The following is a 16,894-nucleotide window of genomic DNA, read 5'->3' on the forward strand; positions in this document are numbered from 1 at the left end:
CATGGCCGAAGACCCTTCTGCAGCCGGCGCCGTCGTGCTGCCGCGTCACTCCAGGTTCAGGGCGTACCTTACCCTTTGCCGGGTGAGCAACCTCCCCACCGTATGGACCAATGTCCTCGCCGCAAGCCTTTTAAGCGGCGCGCCGCTCTCCTGCCGCCTGTTTCTCCTGCTGGCCTTTTCCTTATCCTGTTTCTACCTGGCGGGAATGGTGCTGAACGATCTGTGCGACTGCGAGCACGACCGGATGTTCCGCCCCAGCCGCCCCATTCCCCGGGGCGACGTTTCCGAGCGCGCGGCGCTCACACTGACGGTGGCCTTGTCCTGCGCCGGTTTAGGCGCCCTCGTCTTCGCCCCCGACCTGCGCGGAGGCCTTGCCGCTCTCTGCCTGCTCGCGGTGATTATCGCCTACGACCACCATCACAAAGAGAACCCCTTCAGCGTGCTGCTCATGGCCGGCTGCCGTTTCCTGGTCTTCGTCGTTGCTGGTTTTGCCCTCGCCGGGAAGGTGGCCGAGGCGGTGCTGCTTGCCGGGGGCGCGCAGTTCTTCTACGTCGTCGCCCTGAGCGTTTTCGCGCGCTACGACAACAGCAGGGAGACGCCGTTGCCTTTCCCCGCCATGCCCCTGCTTTTGGCAGGGATCTCGCTTCTAGACGGAGTGATGCTCATGCTTTTAGTCGAACCGGTCTGGCTTTTGGCCGGATTGAGCGGCTTCTTCCTCACCCTCGCCGGCCAGCGTTTCGTGCGGGGGGATTGAACTAGCGTGATATCAAAAAATGATTGCAACACTCTTCAGCTGCTGTTACCATCTACCAAATGAACAAGGCCCACAGGGAAACTCTGGACGCCATCTTCACGGTGCCTGTACCTGCCGCGCTCGAATGGAGACGCATCGAGAGCCTTTTCATCGCCTTAGGCGCAGAAACGATCGAGGGATGCGGTTCCCGCGTCCGCTTCGTTTTGAACGGAATTATCGGCACCTTTCATCGTCCGCATCCCGCCAAGGAAGCAAAAGCGTACCAAGTTCGTGATGCGAGAACTTTCCTGGAGAATGCTGGAGTAAAGCCATGAGCACTATGATGCATAGAGGTTACGCCGCGAAGATCGAATACAGCGATGAAGATGGCTGCTTTGCCGGCCGCATTGCCGGTATCAACGATGTGATAGGGTTTCACGCCGAGGCGGTAAAGGAGCTCAAAGCTGCTTTTGAAGAGGCTGTGGATGACTATATCGCCACATGTGAAAAGATCGGCAGAGCACCTCAAAAAGCATATTCCGGTAAACTGATGCTCAGGTTACCTCCTGAAGTACATGCCCGAGCTGCAATGATGGCTGAAGCACATGGCATGAGCCTGAATCAATGGGCCGCAGACGTCCTCTCCAAAGCGGACTGATTCATTACGTCCCTTTCCTAAGTCATTATTTCTGTCTTTTTCACTCCGTCTTTTTATTTGCTGTTTGAAAAACCACACGGTCCCGCGTATTATGCCTTGCCAAAAATGGTACCGTGAGAATGCTAATGACTATCTGGCTTTCGTATGTCGCCCTGGGGGCTTTTGCCGGGGTTTTGGCCGGCCTCCTCGGAGTGGGCGGCGGCCTCGTGATCGTACCGGTCCTTACCTTCATCTTCACCGCGCAGCACCTGCCTGAGGCGCACATCCTGCACCTGGCCCTGGGCACCTCGCTTGCCAGCATCATGTTCACCTCGGTCTCCAGCCTTAGGGCCCACCACCGCCGGGGCGCCGTCGAGTGGACGGTGGTGCGGCGCATCAGCGCCGGCATCCTGGTCGGCACCTTCGCCGGTTCCTGGGTCGCCTCCCAACTTTCCACCCGTTTCCTCAAGGGCTTCTTCGTCGTCTTCCTGTACTACGTCGCCGCGCAGATGCTGCTCAACATCAAGCCCAAAGCGCAGCGCCAGCTCCCTGGACTTACCGCCATGTCCGGCGTCGGCGGCATCATCGGTGGCGTTTCCAGCCTGGTCGGCATCGGCGGCGGTACCATGACCGTTCCTTTCCTGGTCTGGTGCAACGTAGCCATCCCCCGTGCCATCGGCACCTCGTCGGCGGTCGGCTTTCCCATTGCCCTGGCCGGGGCGGCCGGGTACCTGGTCAACGGCTGGTCCGCGGACCTCCCTCAATACAGCCTCGGCTTCGTGTATCTCCCCGCCTTGGCAGGGATTTCCGTGGCCAGCATCATGACTGCGCCCCTGGGCGCCAAACTTGCGCATTCCCTTCCCATCGACCTGCTGAAGAGGTTCTTCGCGCTGCTCCTGCTCGTGATGGGGACCAAGATGCTGCTGAGCCTGTTCTGACGCTGTCGATGCAGTTGCATGGCGAGCTGGACCAGGCTTTCGCGACGTACGTGAAACTCGCGGAGGAGACTCCGGCGCCAGGCTTAATTCAAAGGATGGACCTTGGAGGCGGGAGCTGACGAGATGGGGAAACGAAGAAGGCCGCCTCCACCCATTACGGGAGAGGCGGCCCTTTTTTGTTGAGGATTAGAACCGCTCGAAGGCGTCGTGGTCGAGCTTGATCGCTATGCCGGTCTCTATCGCCGCCGCTCGTTTCTGCCCCCTGCTGGCGACCGCCTTGGCCGCGGATCCGGAGTAGGTCAAAGACGAGTGGGCGGCGCTCCGTTTGCCGCTGTACTCCCCTTCGTGAGCCGCGCCGTTAACCCGGAAAAAGGAGATGGTTCCCTGCAACTGCCCAGCCTGCGAGGAGAGTTGTTCCGCGGTAGAGGCCATCTCCTCGGCCACCGCCGCGTTTTTCTGGATCACCTGGTCCAGCTGCTGGATCGCCTGGTTGATCTGCTGCGCGCCGCCGTCCTGCTCCCTGCTGGCGGCGCTGATCTCCTGGACCAGTTCCGCCGTCCGCTGGATGTTGGGAAGGATCTCACCCAAAAGGTGACCGGCTTTTTCCGCTATCTCCACGCTCGAGGTGGACAGGGTCGAGATCTCGCCCGCCGCCTTCTGGCTCCGCTCGGCAAGCTTTCTCACCTCGGCCGCGACCACCGCGAACCCTTTGCCGTGCTCGCCGGCCCGCGCCGCCTCTATGGCCGCGTTGAGAGCCAGCATGTTGGTCTGCCGCGCGATCTCCTCGACGATGGAGATCTTCCCTGCGATTTCCTTCATCGCGGCAAGCGTCTCGGCCACAGCTTTGCCACCTTCCTGGGCGTCCGCCGCAGATTTCACGGCGATCTTCTCCGTCTGCGAGGCGTTGTCGGAGGTCTGCCTGATGTTGGCGCTCATCTGCTCCATGGAGCTTGAGGCCTCTTCGGCCGAAGCCGCCTGCTCGGTGGCGCCCTGCGAGGTATTCTCCGCGTTTTGCGCCAGCTCCTTGCTCCCCAGGGTTACGTTGTCCGCCGCCACCTTTACGTCCAGCACCACCTCGGAAAGTTTTCCCACCATACCCGCCAGATCCTTCAGCAGTTCGTCCTTCTCGGAGCGCGGCGTCACCTCGACGGTGAGGTTCCCGTCCGCGATCTCCTTGGTTATGGAGATGATGCGGTCCATCGCCTGCTTCACGCTCTTCAGGCTGTCGTCGATGCGCAGGAAGTCGGCGTGCGACTCTTTGGTGTGCTGGTCCGGCTGCCCGATGGCGAAGTTCAGGTCCAGATCCCCCTGGGCCAGGAGCTGCAGGTTGACCGCCATGCGCTCGATCTCGCTCTTCGTGTAGTCGCGGTTCCTGATGATGGCGGTCAGGTCCTGGACCACCTCGACGTAGCCGAGCTTTTCCCCCTTGCGGTTCAAGAGGTAGGAGGTGTCCTGCTTGCATCCGGAGCCGCACCAGTCGAAATAGCTCTCGCTTACCCCCCTGTGCAGCTGCTTGATGCCGCACCCTTCCGAGTTGCAGATGTTGGCGGCGGCGTTGCTGCAGGGAAGCCCCAGCGCGGTCACCCTGTCCCTGATGCGCCCTTCTTTAACCAGCAGCGCCTCGAAAGGCTTGTTGAGGAAGGTCCAGTTCATGTCGTTGTCGGTCACGTGGATGGGGAAGGGGACCGCATCGATGATCGCCTCGTACCAGTCGTTTTTGTCCACCACCATGTCGAGTGTCTTGTTCACGCCATCGACGATGGCGCGGTACTCGCCGCGGTGCCTGGAGGCGTCGGCACGGGTCTGGAACTCCCCGGCGAGGGCCGCGCTCACCAGCTTCTCCGTGTCCTCGATCATGGCGCCCACCGCGTCCTTCACGCTGGTCAGGCTGTCGTTGATCTTCTGGAAGTCCTCACGCGCCTGCACCGTGTGCTCGTCGGCCTCCGCCACCTTGAGGTCGAAGTCGAGGTTCCCCAGGGCCAGCTTGGTGAGGTTCGCCGCCATCCGTTCCACCTCGGCCTTGCTGTAGTCGCGGTTCCTTATCATGGCGGTCAGGTCGGTGACCACCTCGACGTAGCCGATCTTCTCCCCCTTGCGGTTCATGAGGTAGGAAGTGTCCTGCTTGCACCCCGAGCCGCACCAGTCGAAGTAGCTTTCCGCTACCCCCTTGTGCAGCTGCTTGATCCCGCACCCTTCCGAGTTGCAGATGTTGGCTGCTGCGTTGCTGCAGGCAAGTCCCACTGCGGAATCGCGGTCCCTGATGCGCCCCTCGCGGACCAAAAGCTGCTCGAACGGCTTGTTCATGAAGGTCCAGTTCATGTCGTTGTCGGTCACGTGGACCGGGAAGGGGACCGCATCGATGATGGCGCGGAACCAGTCGTTTCTTTCCGTGAGCCGTTCCACTTCCGCCCGCGTCTCCGAGGCCTGCCGCTCCATCTCCGCCTGCGTCTCTGCGCCCTGCCGCTGCAACGACGCCATCTCACCTGCGACGCTGCGTGCCAGGTATGTCCCCAGCGCGACGATGGCCAAAAGCACCGCCGCGCAGGCGCTCGCCGCTACGGCTGCCGAACCTTGCAGTGCCGCATAGCATCCCAAGCAGCACAGCAGCCCTGCGGCAGCGAAGCCGAACATGATTCTCTTAGCTACGTTTAGATTTTTCATGCACTCCCTATCCTTTGATTGTTAATTGAAGATCGGATGACCCGAGGAAATCGAATTTATTATGCTTCTGTCTTGAGCACCGGCTGATCCAGTTTTGTATTACATTTTATGATATTTCGAAGTGTGTGTTTCGTTGTTGTAGACGCTTCTTCGGTTTTCAACTGATAAAGTGAAGGAAAAAAATGCTTATAAATTTGCAATTCATAAATATTCATGCTTGTAGACTGCAAAATGTATTAGATGTGAGACTACAAAATGTAATACAAAAGCTGAAATACAGTAAGAATACTGTTTGGTCCACATCGTAAGATATACAAATCGCTGAAAATATTTGTAATACATTTTACAGCGCTTGTTTTCATTCTCTTGTTACCAAGCTGAAGCTTGGGAGCCAGGCAAATATAATTCGTCCGCTGGTGGGCGGAGGGGGGTGAGTGGGGATATCGTAGATTTCGATGAGAAGGGTAGTCAGTCTTTAGCTGGAAGGGTGGAAAGCAGTACGAGGTGTTGCAAAGTAGCGGTGTGGAAGTAGTCGATTGGCAGCGTTGTTGGCTCTTTTTGGAGCGATGCGTCTGATCAGATTGTTACGTTACAGCCATAGAGAAAGCTAAAGAATACCCTAAGCTGTCTTGCCTGTTCGCAGAGTTGACTTGCCGACCTGCTGACATATAGTTCTAACCAAACTTCAGTATCTTACGTGGGAGGTTGAGCAAAGGAGAGTTCAAACGCGAAAGGAGGATGTATGGGAATACACGTCAGCATCCACTATGACAATTCGACAGGCTTCTCTGATCCTTACCTGTGGGTCTGGTATGCAGGGGCGGCTGCCGCGGATGACTTCAAGGCCACCGGAACGGACGGCTTTGGCACTGTGTTCGACGTCGACGTCAAGCGATCAGACTTTTCCTTCAAATTCAAGAACGGCCCCGGCACCTCCAGCGCATGGGAAGGCCCTGGCCTGGACCGGCGCTTCAGGCCGCTGAAGGGTTTGCCCGAGACCCAGGTGATGACGGAGATCTGGTGCCGGGGAGGCAAAGCGTTTATCTATCCCACCTTGCCGGCGGCTCCGGAAGCCGGCTCGGCTGCGAATTTCCTCAAAAGCCTGACCCCCGCCAAGGGAATCTATCTGCCCGACTCGGGCGCCCTGTCCGGGCTGGGCGCCACCCCCCTTGCCGGCGGCGGCGTGCTCTTCGGTCTCTACCACCCGAACGCCGGCCGCGTCTTCGTGTTCGGCAGCTTCAACGACTGGCAAAGACCCGGTCACAACACGCCTCTTCCCGCCAAGTTCTGCGAGCTAAAACTGTACCGGGGGTACTTCGGCATCCTCAACACCTGGCTCTTGGTACTGCCGCAGGCAAAACCCGGCGACGAGTACAAGTTCTGCGTCCAGGGGGGCGTGCCCAGCGACGACAAGGGGCGCTTCCAGCGGTACTTCACCGACCCCTATGCCAGAGAGCTTGGCCCCGACTACGGCATGAACAACAGCAAGGTAGTAGACGCCGGGACCTTTGCCTGGACCGATCAGAACTGGCACACGCCCAACCGCTCCAAGCTCATCCTGTACGAAATGAGCGTGTACGGCTTCACCGAGGGGGACAACGGGATAGTCAATCCCGGGAAGTTCGCGGGGATCACCGAGCGCATTGACCAAGGCTACTTCAACGATCTCGGCGTGACCGCGTTGGCGCTGATGCCGCTTGCCGAGTACCCCGGTCCGCAGGGCTCCCGGGTTCTCGGCTACAGCACGTCCCTTTTCTGCGCTGTTGAGCGCGATTTCGGCAGCTGCGACGACCTGCGGCAGCTGGTAGATAGCGCCCACGGCAAGGGGCTTGCCGTCATCCTCGACGAGGTGTTCAACCACACCAGCAACGACTTCAACCCCCTGTACAAAATGATCCTGGAGCACCCGGACGAGGAGTTCAACCCGGAGGAGGGGGGGCTTTACTACAGCGGCAAGACGCGGTGGGGAAACAGGGTCGCGACCGAAAAAAAGGACGTGCAGAACCTCCTGATCGACGCCTGCAAGCTGATGCTGGTGGAATATCACGTGGACGGGTTCCGCTTCGATGCGACCCATACCGACTGGATGGACCATGGCTTCGTGCTGCGCCTGGCGCGGGAGCTTACCTCCTTTTGCCCATCCGTCGTACTCATCGCCGAAAACCTCCCGAACCAGCAGGACCTGAACCGCTCGGGGTACGACGGCTTCTCCCAGTGGTCCGACCCGTTCCACGACAAGATGAAGGCGCTCTTGCGCGAAGGGGTGTTCGACAACAGCAACTTCTACAACGCCGACAAACTCGCCGACATCTTTTACTTCAGCAAGTCCCTCTACGCCGCGCACACCGACAACGCGGTCAACTACGTCGAAAGCCATGACGAAAGCAGCGTGAGCTACGAGGTCAAAACCAACCCCGCCCTGGATCAGCCCGCAACCAAAGAGCGCAAGGCGAGGCTGGGATTGTTTTGCACCATGACGGCGCTGGGGATTCCGATGCTCTACATGGGGGGCGAATTCAACGTCGAGCGGGACAGGAACATCGTGAGCTTCGACTGGCCCAAGGATGGACCCGGCAGCAACGGGTTCTTCCGGTGGGCAAGCAGGCTGATCCGGCTGCGCCGTCGCTATCCCGCGCTGCAGATCGAGGGGTACAGCCCTGCTGAGACGGGGCAGTTCGCCTGGATACTGGGACCTTGGATGGATGGGCGCCACGGCGGTGGGAGCTTGGTCCTCGGGTGGCGCCTATGGCCGACCAAGTTTGCACACGACGCCATGGTGGTGCTGCTCAACTTCGAGAACCGCACGGTGAGCGTGGATCTGGAGTTGGGAGCACGGGGCACCTGGCTTAAACTAGCCGATGCCGACAACGCCAACGACATCGCGCCCGAAGGAAGCAATTCCGTGAGCGACGCAGCCGCCATAAAGAGTTATGACGGCCGTTTCGGCAACTTCGATCTCCCCAGTTCGAGCTGCTTTCTTTACAAATGGGAGAGCGATCAGGCGTAGCAGCGCCCGTCAGAAGGAGGTATTTGGTAATGAGCTATAAACCAATTTCGTATCATCCCAAGAACAAACTGGAGCAAGAGCTTCAAGATCCCAGCTTCAAGCAGGAAGGGGAAGCCTTGGAAGATGAATTTGCCGCGTTAGATGTCCTGCTTAAAGCACGTAAAGCAGCGGGGCTTACCCAGGAACAGGTTGCCGCCAAGATGGGTGTATCACAGCCATCGTTGGCAAGGGTTGAAGCGTCGCTTTGTTCTCACCGGCATTCTCCATCTCTGGAAATGCTTCGCAAATACGCTGCGGCTGTTAATTGTAAACTTGAGATAAAGCTGGTGCCGCAGCACTGATGATATAGATCGTTTGTTGCACGGCACACGATTACTCCCCCCTCATTGCATGCCCCGCCCCCGCGATCTCCAGCGCCGGAAGCGGGTTCCACGCGTACAGTACCGCCCGCCATGGTGAGCGCCACCGGTGTCTGCGTATATTTCAGTATTCTTTCCAAACCAACCCCGTTTCTGAATTGAACTTTGTGATCCCATCTGAATCCTTAATAGTGCCGCTGAAACTGGTGTCCTCATCCCAGAGCACTCCTTCCGGCATCATTACTTTGAGAATATAATTGTCTTTGCCCACTTTTCTGGTCCCTATTTCTTTGTTAATCGGCCTGCTGCTCGTGCCGTGAATTGTCAGGGTGCATTTGGCTTCCTGTGGACCGGTATCCTCTGAGCCGCGAAATTCATATATACCGTCAGACGCAACTTCTATGACTGCCTGGATTGTGTCCTTTCCTGTAAATGATATTTTGGGGAGGATGGACTTAATGTCCCTGCTTTGCCTCATGCTCATAGGGATATGGTGGCGACGCTTCGGATATGGACGGAAGAGCACCATGATCTTGGTACTGCTGGGAGCCATGCCACTGCCGGTTACGTACAGCTCCAGATCTCCCTTTAACCCAGCCTCGAAGATGCGAGGCACTTTTCGTTGCATCTCCGCGGTTGGATTCTCTGCTTTGTCGACCGTCGGTTTTACCGGTTCGGATGCAGTCGAGGGGGGACCGGCAACAGTCTGCCGAGTAGTAAAGGGCTGCGTCACTGCGGCTGCTTTAATTTGAGTCGGCTTCTGCCGATCTGGCAGCGGCTTGGTGAGAAAACCTGCTGAAGACGAGGGCGGAATACCAGGTCCACGGATCGTATCTTTCTTGATGACTGCAGCATCGCTGGTAGCGGCTCCGGTCGCCGATCGTAAAAAGGGCGCGGGATGGGGAGGGCCCGCATCAGCAGAGTCCTGCCTCGCCAACGCACTATGTGCGGTCTCTGTCTCGCGCGATTTTGTCACCGTTCGCACCGATGCAAGGTGAGTTAGATCCCCCCTCATCGAAGACGGTCGACCATCTCGGCGGAGCTGCTGCAATGGCAGGGTAGGCGGCACTGGCGCGGCGGATACCGTACTCAGCAGCCGACGCTGCTCCGGCACCCGCGCCGAGGAAAACCTCGTCATCGGGAGGGGGAGGAACTTGGCATTAGCAGCAGGTTCCTGTAGACCAGCGGGAGCGGACGAATGGTTTGCGGGCTGGGCTGCTTCCTGAATTATTTTGGTTGCGGAAGTTGACTCCTCCATTCGCACTGGTTCCGGTTGGCCGGGTGGGGCGGGTGGGTCTGTCTTCTGCTCCATCTTTTCCGTTACCTCGTCCCTGTCAAAATGGTCGGAATGCTTCAGGTCGGGAAGCTCTGGCGGCGTGGAGTCGGCCGGCGCAGGCTCCGGCGTGAGCGTGCAAACCCACACTACCTCGGTCCTGTTTTGCCATTCCGCCGCCAGTGTTGCGATTATCAAAAGATGGAGGCAGAGCGAAAAAGCGAAAGCCCCAAGTTTCTGCCATGGGCAATGACGGTCATTTAACGCTGAGGCGCGACGACGCTTCTTACCTGCAGCACGTGACGGGGGAATTCCCACCGCTTTACCGAGATCGGTCTTCATCAGCCTATTTAATGTTTAAACATCTTGAATATGCTGAAGAAAGCCGGTACCAGCAGGACCACCATGAAGGCGGGGAACACGCAAAAAGTAAGCGGGAACAGCATCTTCACTGCCGTCTTTGCTGCTCGCTCCTCTGCCAATTGCTTCCTCTTCATGCGCAGGGAATCCGAGTAGATGCGCAGGGTCTTACCGAGACTCGTGCCGAGTTTTTCCGTCTGGATCAGCATGGAAATCAGCGCCTTGATGTCGTCCAGGGTCGTCCTCTCCGCGAGCCCCTTGAGAGCTTCCGACCTGGGCCTTCCGGCACGTATTTCAAGGATGACTGCGTTGAGCTCTGCGATCAGAGGACAGTTCTTGTGCTGGAAATTTTCCGCCGTCTTGATAATAGCGGCGTCGAGACCGAGCCCTGCTTCGACGCACACGGTGAGCAGATCTAGTACGTCCGGAAGGGCATGGAAAATTGCGATTTTGCGGGCGGCAGCGCGATGGTCCAGCCAAATGGTAGGCAGAAGATACCCTGCTATGGCACAAGCGGTTGCCACGAGCAGGGAGATACTGCTGGCCATGGTCCCTCGTGGCAGCGCGAAAAGCACCAGATAGCCGGCTGGCAGGAGAAAAGCCAAGAACAGCTTTGCTCCAAGGAAGACGTAGACGGCCTCTTTTTTGAAGCCTGCGGCTGTGACCGCTTCGCGGTAGGTACGGAGATCGGCAGGTCTTGTCTGCAGTTTTATACCCAGCTCCGACAGGATCGTCTGCCATTTTGCTGGCGTGGGCACCAGGGTGGACGCTTCTTCCTCTTGCTGCGGCATGAGTTTTGTCAGCCGTTGCCTCACCGACTCCTGTCTGCTCAGCAAAGGGTATAGCAGCACACCGGTCAGTACCGTCACGCTGGCGAAGATGAACGCGGTGATCAAGGCTAGCATGAGGTACCCCCTAGATGGCTATGTTAACTATCTTCCTGATGATAAAAAAGCCGACAACCTGGCCCAGGACTGCCGCACCTAGAATAAGCTGGCAGAGCCGTTGGGTGAAGAACACGTCCAGATATCCCGGACGAAGCAGATATAACCCTGCAAACATAACCACCGGCAGGGCGACCAGCACGTATCCGGATATGCGCCCTTCGGCCGTGATGACGTCGACCTGCCTGCGGATTTGTAACCGGGATCTGATCGTCTCGGCCAGCTTATCCAGAATTTCCGAAAGGTTCCCTCCCGATTCGCTGTTTATCCTGACCACGGTTAAAAAAAAGTTGAAGTCCTGGCTGTCGACTCTCTCGCGGAGCGAGATCAGAGAATCTGCTATCCGCACGCCGAGTTTCTGCTGTTCGTAGGCCAATTTGAAATACCCCCCCGACGGTTCCGGCAATTCAAGACTGATCAGTTCCACTGCCGCGGCCAGGGAGTGCCCCGCCCTCAGTGAGCGCGCCACCATAACCAGTGCATCCGGCAGTTGTTCGGCGAAGAGTTTGAGGCGCTTCTTCCTGCGGTAATCGAGATAAGCAAAGGGGGATGCCGCTAGTGCCAGAGCAGCCAGCAGTGAAAGGAAGACGTTTTCTTTCCAGGCAAAGAGAACGATAAAGCCCAAGGCCGAGATGGAGCCTGTCACAAGCAAAAAACCGAGGGTGGAGATATTCACCCCCGAGAGCGACACTTGTCTTTTGAGGAACGCCGCTAGAGGAAGCCGCGCGAGAAACCGCTCGGCAGCTGTCGTTTCAGGCAACAGTACATGCTTGGAGTCTGCAGTGCCGCTGGAGGCACCGTCCCCCATCTTTCTCAGTCGGTGCCTGAGCCGGTTGGAGTGTCTCGCTCTCGTTAGAACTGAAAAGAGCGAGAAAGTGCCCAGAAAAACCGCAACGAAGATCAGCAGCAAGGTCGCAGTCATTTTTATTCCCCTTCAAAAGTTTCCGCAGCCAGTGACAAGCCCTGGATCTTCATGCATTCCGCAAGCCTTGGCCGCACACCGGTTCCCCTGAACTTGCCTTGCACCCGCCCGTCTCGGTCTACCCCAGTCTGCTCGAAACAGACTATGTCCTGCATGACTATTGTTTCGCCCTCCATGCCGGTTATCTCTGAGAACTTGACGATCCTGCGGGTTCCGTCGGGGAACCGTACGAGGTGTATGATGATGTCGATCGCGGAGGCTATCTGCTCTCGGATGGCACGGTCAGGCAGCTCCATTCCTGCCATCATGACCATAGTGGAAAGCCGGGACAAGGCATCGCGCACAGTGTTGGAGTGGATAGTGGATATCGAGCCGTCGTGGCCTGTATTCATCGCCTGCAGCATGTCCAGCGCTTCTGCGCCGCGCACCTCACCCAGTATGATCCTGTTGGGGCGCATGCGCAGGGCGTTTCGCACCAGGTCCCGCTGGGTGACTTGGCCGGATCCCTCAATGTTTGGCGGGCGGGTTTCCAGCCGCACCACATGGTCCTGTTTCAATTGCAACTCGGCCGAGTCCTCGATGGTCAGAATTCGCTCGTTTTCCGGTATGAACTCGGAGATCACGTTGAGCAAAGTCGTTTTGCCCGTGCCGGTCCCCCCGCAGACCAGGATGTTCATCCGCGTCTTGACCGCTCCCTCGATCAGCGTGGCCAAGCGCTCGTCCAAGGTGCCCAACGCCAGGAGGTCGTTCATTTTGAGCGGCACCAGCCCGAAGCGGCGGATGGAGAGGGCCGGGCCGTCCAGGGCCAGCGGGGGGATGATGGCGTTGACACGGGAGCCGTCGGGTAGCCGGGCGTCGACGAAGGGGGATGACTCGTCGATTCTTCTCCCGACCCTGGTTACGATGCGCTCGATGATCTGCCGCAGGTGGTTGTTATCGCGAAACACTATATTCGTCTTTTCCAGTTTGCCCTTTCGCTCGACGTATGTACTAGCATAGCTGTTGACCAGAATGTCCGAGATGTCGGGAGAACTCAGCAAAGGTTCGATGGGACCCAAACCGAACGTCTCATGCTGCACCTCCAACACCAGGCTCTCCTTCTCTTGGCGACTAAGTGGAACTCCTTCCTCAGCGATGAGCCTCTCGATTACCGCGCCGATTTCCCGCTCCAATTCGCCGGCACGGAGCAGTTCGAGTTTGGATAGATCTATGCGGTCTATAAGCAGGCGATGGATGCGGCTCTTCAATTCCTGGAAGGAAGGCTGGACACGGTCTGTAGCAGCTTCCTGCCCCGAACGGTAATCTGAAAAATTCATGTCATCACCCCTATAGTGCCGGTTCTTAACCGTGCGCTGTCCTGGCATAACTGCCGGGCCATTTGGTCCATCGATTTGCTAAAAGACGATTTGGGGAGGTAAAGCGCCAGCGGCACTCCTTTGTTTACGGAGGTCTTGAGGTCCGCGTAGTTATTTGGAAGCATGTGATATGCCTTGGTGCGGAGCACCTTCTCGGCATCGGAAATCTTGATGTCGTCTCTGGGCAGGTAGCGGTTGACCACCAGCTTTACCCGATCCGGGCCAAAACCTACGTCAGCCATGGCAGTTAGGTACCGTTTTGCGGTTCTTAAACAGGGAACGGTGAGTATCGTTGCGAAGAGGATCCGGTCAGAGAGTTTGAAGGTGGCCAGGTTGCAACCGAATAGTTCTCCGCCTGTGTCGATCACAGTGTATTCGAAGGTGGTGCGCAGCACGCCGATGACTTCCTGAAGAAGTTCAGTAGTGATCTGGTTCGCTTCCTCCATGTGGGTCGGACCCTCCAGGACGTGCATTCCGCTTGGGTGAGGAGCGATGACGCTCTTGAGAAAACTGGCATCGATCTGGCCGGCCTTGGGCATGACGTCGGTCAGAGTGTAGCGGGGGCTCAGATCGAGAAATGCGCTGACGTCACCGCTGTAAAGGTTGAGGTCGACCAGCACAGTGCTGTGTCCTTGGGCGGCGAGCATCGCCGCCAGGTTCACTGCTATGGTGGTGGTGCCGACCCCGCCCGACGGATGGTAGACGGAGAAGACCGTCCCGCAATTTGACGCATGTAAGTTTTTGGCCGTCCGCTGCCTCGCCACTTTATTGATCGCGTCGACCAGTTCTGCGGCCGGGACTGGACGAGTCAGGTACTCACTGGCTCCGGCACGGATCAGCTTGAGTATCCACTCGGGGCTCATCGCCGCGCTGCTGATGAATGCCGTGCTCTGTGGACAGCGCGAGAGCAGGAGCTCTGTTTCCCTCGTTCCCCTCTCCAGGTCGTTGACCTCCAAAATCACTATGTGCGGGCTTGAAGTCTGAATCGCCTGCATTCCCTCCTGCAGATTCCTGGCTGCACCGACCAGGCGTACATTGCCCTCCATGTTCATCAGCGTGCTGTTGATCTGGCTGACTGAGGCGGCATCACTGTCTATGAGAAAAGCGGTTGTCTGTTGTTTCATATGAAGGAGTCCCTTCTTTTCTTCCCCTCTGGGATGGTATGCAGTTCATTGAACCAGCCGCGGCGGAGTCAAAGTGTTTGTGGGTGGCCCACCCGGCATGGTTCCTGGGGGAGAGGTAAAGTACTCGATGAAATGGCCGTACACGTACTTGCCGCTGCCGCCGACCGCTCCGTCGATATGGAAGGTGGCAAAACCGGTAATGGGGAGGTCCCCCTTCACTGAAAGATCGCTGGAGCCGGTATCTACAATCGCCATGATCACATCCTTGCCTCCCTCCGGGAGCCAGTCTGTAAGGATCGGGCTGTAGAGCGCCGCTTTAGCACCGGGCTCGATCCAGATTTCATCTCCGGTGGCAAGCGAGGTCGGGTTACCGTTGTTCATCAAGTCGGTGATGGTCGGGACATCGTTGTTATCTGTCTTAAATGAGGTCCACTGGCCTGAATAACATGTCTCTCCTCCGGGCAAGTAGGGAGAGCTGACCTTTATTTGCGGAGGAGGGTCAGGCATGGGAATCTGCGAAAAGTAATGGTCCGTCATGCACTTGGAAAGGGCTAACGGGAAAAGCCCGCCAGGGGGGACGATTCCCGGGAAGCCCAACATTGCAACTGCCGGCCTGGAGCCTACCGGCGAATAAGGCTTTTTGAAGATTTGCATGAAAAAGTTATTCACCGGGCCGCCGTTACTCCCGTCAGAACGGGAGGCTACTACTCGCACCGCCGGGATGTCCGCGGGGCCGGGACTCGCCAGCGTAGTCGGCTGCAAAACATTGCTGCTCATATTCCAGTAACCAACCTCGATCATGGCGTCTTTCAAAGCCGTATTGTCCGAGCTGTTCTCGGTGATCATCTGCTGCGCCTGGAAACGAGCCACCTCCCACTGCAGCGTCGGGAGCTGGGTAGGGTCGGTCGGCCTTGTGAAGAGGTGCCAGGCGCCCTTCAGCGCCGCGGCGTCCGCGGCGTTCTGCAGCTCGCCGCGCACCTTGAAAAGATGACCTCCGTCCACGGCCAGCCCCAGGAACCCGAACAGCATCATCAACAGGATCGCCACGTAGACGATCACCATTCCTTTTTCATCGCTGATCAATTCGGAATTGGTACCCATTGGAGTTCCTTTTCTTGCTCGGGAGTCAGAGGCTTGTCCGTGGGAAGCAAAATCCGGCTTCCCGGAGCGCTGGCAGTAACGAGCTTGGGCGTGATGAAAAAGACCAATTCTTTTTCCTTTACGTCGTCCTGGGTGGACCGGAAGAGGGCGCCAAGAATGGGGATGTCCCCCAGAATTGGTATCTTTGACATCGCCTTTATCGCCTCCTCCTGCAGCAGCCCGGCCAGGATCAGGCTTTCGCCATCCTTCAACTTGACGCGGGTACGAACCTCCCGCGTGTCGATGATCGGGTAGCCGTTTACAGCAAGGACACCCGTTATGCTGCTAACCTCGGCCGGGTCTATCTTCAGCGAGATAAGGCCGTTCTCGAGCACCTCCGGCTTGAAATTCAGCTTTATCCCTACGTCGATGAACTGGATTGATGTGGCGGATAAAGCGCCGACACCGGATACGATGGAATAGGGGATCTTGCTGCCGGCCAAGAATTTCCCCACCTGTCCGCTTTGCACCATCAGGTTCGGCTCGGCCAGCACTTTGGCCAGGTTTTTCGTAACCAGTGCCCTCAATACTGCACCTATGCCGGCTTTGAACGACGAGACGCCGAGTTGGTAAGAATCGATGGGGGTGAAATTGGCCAAGCCGGGGACAGGCCCGGCTATGCCGGTGGCCTGCGATCTGACAGACCCGTCAGGGTTTCTAATCGTGAGTTCGCCGACGGGCGCTCCCACCAAATTTGAAAACCCCTCGGCGCTGGCTCCCCTTATGAAAGCACTTATCCCCAGCGACTTCAGTGCGGTCTTATCCACCTGGGCCACCTTTACTTCCAGGAGAACCTGCTGGGGCTCGACTATCTCAACGTGATTCAGGACGGTGACCACTGTGTCAGCGCCTCCTCCCTGCCGGCCTGTTTCGGTGTCGGACAACTGATAGGAGGACCTGGATGTGTCGAGTGGCGGATCGGCTGCGGGAGCTCCCGCTTTCGAGCCGTTGCCGGCGGTATAGGCCTGCGCCAGTTGGAGCGCCTTTGCCACCGTCTGCTCGTTTGCGGCCTTCCCTGAGAGCACGATCGTATCGTTCACGTAATCGACCTTGATGCTGTCCTTCGGGGCCATATGCTGTATCTGGTCTTGCAATGCCTCGATCTGGCTCTCCAAAACGCTCTCATTACGCTTGACGCGAACGTCGAAGAAGCTGGTTTTCCCCGCTGTGTCCCAGACAATCAAGGTCGTGGAGCCCACCTTTTTCCCGTTGATCTGCAATTGAGTAGGGGAAATAACCACAAGCTCGGCAACGTCGGGAGAAGCGATAGAGACTCGCTCCGATTTCGTATGCAGATCGACCAGCACGCTCCTGTTCACCACGACCTCAGTGGTCACTGCCGCGTGCGCGGCTGCGGGAGTGCAGAGAGCTATCAAAAGTGCCAAGAGCAGGCAGACTTTCCTTCCGGTTACGAGCGGTTCCATCCAGTCACCTCGTCATA

At 57.8% G+C, this 16,894-nt stretch carries 14 protein-coding genes; 6 read left to right on the top strand and 8 right to left on the bottom strand.

Going from position 1 to position 16,894, the window contains the following annotated elements:
- The first annotated feature begins 1 nt into the window (after position 1).
- From K419_RS0106795 to K419_RS0106805, 4 genes are all read left to right on the top strand, one after another.
- Positions 2-754, top strand: coding sequence for a UbiA family prenyltransferase (locus tag K419_RS0106795; RefSeq protein ID WP_026840929.1), 753 nt, complete (start codon positions 2-4; stop codon positions 752-754).
- A gap of 59 nt (positions 755-813) precedes the next feature.
- Entirely contained in the window at positions 814-1,068 is a 255-nt protein-coding gene (locus K419_RS21720; RefSeq protein ID WP_035496958.1) for a type II toxin-antitoxin system HicA family toxin, read from the top strand.
- Complete coding sequence (locus K419_RS0106800) at positions 1,065-1,391, top strand: type II toxin-antitoxin system HicB family antitoxin (RefSeq protein ID WP_026840930.1); 327 nt, start codon at positions 1,065-1,067, stop codon at positions 1,389-1,391. Before K419_RS21720 ends, K419_RS0106800 begins: the two co-directional genes overlap by 4 nt.
- A gap of 125 nt (positions 1,392-1,516) precedes the next feature.
- Positions 1,517-2,308: a sulfite exporter TauE/SafE family protein gene (locus tag K419_RS0106805; protein WP_026840931.1), complete on the top strand. Its 792-nt coding sequence runs from the start codon at positions 1,517-1,519 to the stop codon at positions 2,306-2,308.
- A gap of 186 nt (positions 2,309-2,494) precedes the next feature.
- Here K419_RS0106805 and K419_RS0106810 read toward each other — a convergent pair whose 3' ends face one another.
- The gene (locus K419_RS0106810; RefSeq protein ID WP_026840932.1) at positions 2,495-4,969 is read right to left on the bottom strand and encodes a methyl-accepting chemotaxis protein; all 2,475 of its coding nucleotides are present in this window, start codon (positions 4,967-4,969) and stop codon (positions 2,495-2,497) included.
- A gap of 742 nt (positions 4,970-5,711) precedes the next feature.
- Between K419_RS0106810 and K419_RS0106815 the strand changes: the two genes are divergently transcribed.
- The gene (locus tag K419_RS0106815; protein WP_026840933.1) at positions 5,712-7,976 is read left to right on the top strand and encodes an alpha-amylase family glycosyl hydrolase; all 2,265 of its coding nucleotides are present in this window, start codon (positions 5,712-5,714) and stop codon (positions 7,974-7,976) included.
- 29 nt (positions 7,977-8,005) lie between these two features.
- The gene (locus K419_RS0106820) at positions 8,006-8,317 is read left to right on the top strand and encodes a helix-turn-helix domain-containing protein (RefSeq protein ID WP_026840934.1); all 312 of its coding nucleotides are present in this window, start codon (positions 8,006-8,008) and stop codon (positions 8,315-8,317) included.
- Between the two features lie 142 nt (positions 8,318-8,459).
- On the opposite strand, the gene K419_RS23475 is transcribed toward K419_RS0106820, so the two are convergent.
- The 7 genes from K419_RS23475 to K419_RS0106855 form a co-directional block, all read right to left on the bottom strand.
- A complete protein-coding gene (locus tag K419_RS23475; protein WP_156912183.1) occupies positions 8,460-9,311 on the bottom strand; it encodes a hypothetical protein in 852 nt (283 codons plus the stop codon).
- A 647-nt stretch (positions 9,312-9,958) separates the two neighbouring features.
- Positions 9,959-10,873: a type II secretion system F family protein gene (locus tag K419_RS0106830; protein WP_026840936.1), complete on the bottom strand. Its 915-nt coding sequence runs from the start codon at positions 10,871-10,873 to the stop codon at positions 9,959-9,961.
- A gap of 10 nt (positions 10,874-10,883) precedes the next feature.
- Entirely contained in the window at positions 10,884-11,834 is a 951-nt protein-coding gene (locus K419_RS0106835; RefSeq protein WP_035496961.1) for a type II secretion system F family protein, read from the bottom strand.
- Between the two features lie 2 nt (positions 11,835-11,836).
- A complete protein-coding gene (locus tag K419_RS0106840) occupies positions 11,837-13,150 on the bottom strand; it encodes a CpaF family protein (protein ID WP_026840938.1) in 1,314 nt (437 codons plus the stop codon).
- Entirely contained in the window at positions 13,147-14,313 is a 1,167-nt protein-coding gene (locus tag K419_RS21725) for an AAA family ATPase (RefSeq protein ID WP_051292912.1), read from the bottom strand. The genes K419_RS0106840 and K419_RS21725 overlap by 4 nt, the downstream gene beginning before the upstream one ends.
- 45 nt (positions 14,314-14,358) lie before the next feature.
- Entirely contained in the window at positions 14,359-15,414 is a 1,056-nt protein-coding gene (locus K419_RS0106850; protein WP_026840939.1) for a pilus assembly protein TadG-related protein, read from the bottom strand.
- Complete coding sequence (locus K419_RS0106855; protein ID WP_026840940.1) at positions 15,393-16,877, bottom strand: type II and III secretion system protein family protein; 1,485 nt, start codon at positions 16,875-16,877, stop codon at positions 15,393-15,395. Before K419_RS0106855 ends, K419_RS0106850 begins: the two co-directional genes overlap by 22 nt.
- Positions 16,878-16,894: the final 17 nt, after the last annotated feature.

The organism is Citrifermentans bremense R1, assembly GCF_000426865.1.
Classification (GTDB): Bacteria; Desulfobacterota; Desulfuromonadia; order Geobacterales; family Geobacteraceae; genus Geomonas; species Geomonas bremensis.

Coding starts and splice junctions, on each gene's coding strand:
- K419_RS0106835 (WP_035496961.1), bottom strand. CDS start 11,834: ATGACTGCGACCTTGCTGCTGATCTTCGTTGCGGTTTTTCTGGGCACT.
- K419_RS0106800 (WP_026840930.1), top strand. CDS start 1,065: ATGAGCACTATGATGCATAGAGGTTACGCCGCGAAGATCGAATACAGC.
- K419_RS0106820 (WP_026840934.1), top strand. CDS start 8,006: ATGAGCTATAAACCAATTTCGTATCATCCCAAGAACAAACTGGAGCAA.
- K419_RS0106805 (WP_026840931.1), top strand. CDS start 1,517: ATGACTATCTGGCTTTCGTATGTCGCCCTGGGGGCTTTTGCCGGGGTT.
- K419_RS0106795 (WP_026840929.1), top strand. CDS start 2: ATGGCCGAAGACCCTTCTGCAGCCGGCGCCGTCGTGCTGCCGCGTCAC.
- K419_RS0106810 (WP_026840932.1), bottom strand. CDS start 4,969: ATGAAAAATCTAAACGTAGCTAAGAGAATCATGTTCGGCTTCGCTGCC.
- K419_RS0106840 (WP_026840938.1), bottom strand. CDS start 13,150: ATGAATTTTTCAGATTACCGTTCGGGGCAGGAAGCTGCTACAGACCGT.
- K419_RS0106815 (WP_026840933.1), top strand. CDS start 5,712: ATGGGAATACACGTCAGCATCCACTATGACAATTCGACAGGCTTCTCT.
- K419_RS0106830 (WP_026840936.1), bottom strand. CDS start 10,873: ATGCTAGCCTTGATCACCGCGTTCATCTTCGCCAGCGTGACGGTACTG.
- K419_RS21720 (WP_035496958.1), top strand. CDS start 814: ATGAACAAGGCCCACAGGGAAACTCTGGACGCCATCTTCACGGTGCCT.
- K419_RS21725 (WP_051292912.1), bottom strand. CDS start 14,313: ATGAAACAACAGACAACCGCTTTTCTCATAGACAGTGATGCCGCCTCA.
- K419_RS0106850 (WP_026840939.1), bottom strand. CDS start 15,414: ATGGGTACCAATTCCGAATTGATCAGCGATGAAAAAGGAATGGTGATC.
- K419_RS0106855 (WP_026840940.1), bottom strand. CDS start 16,877: ATGGAACCGCTCGTAACCGGAAGGAAAGTCTGCCTGCTCTTGGCACTT.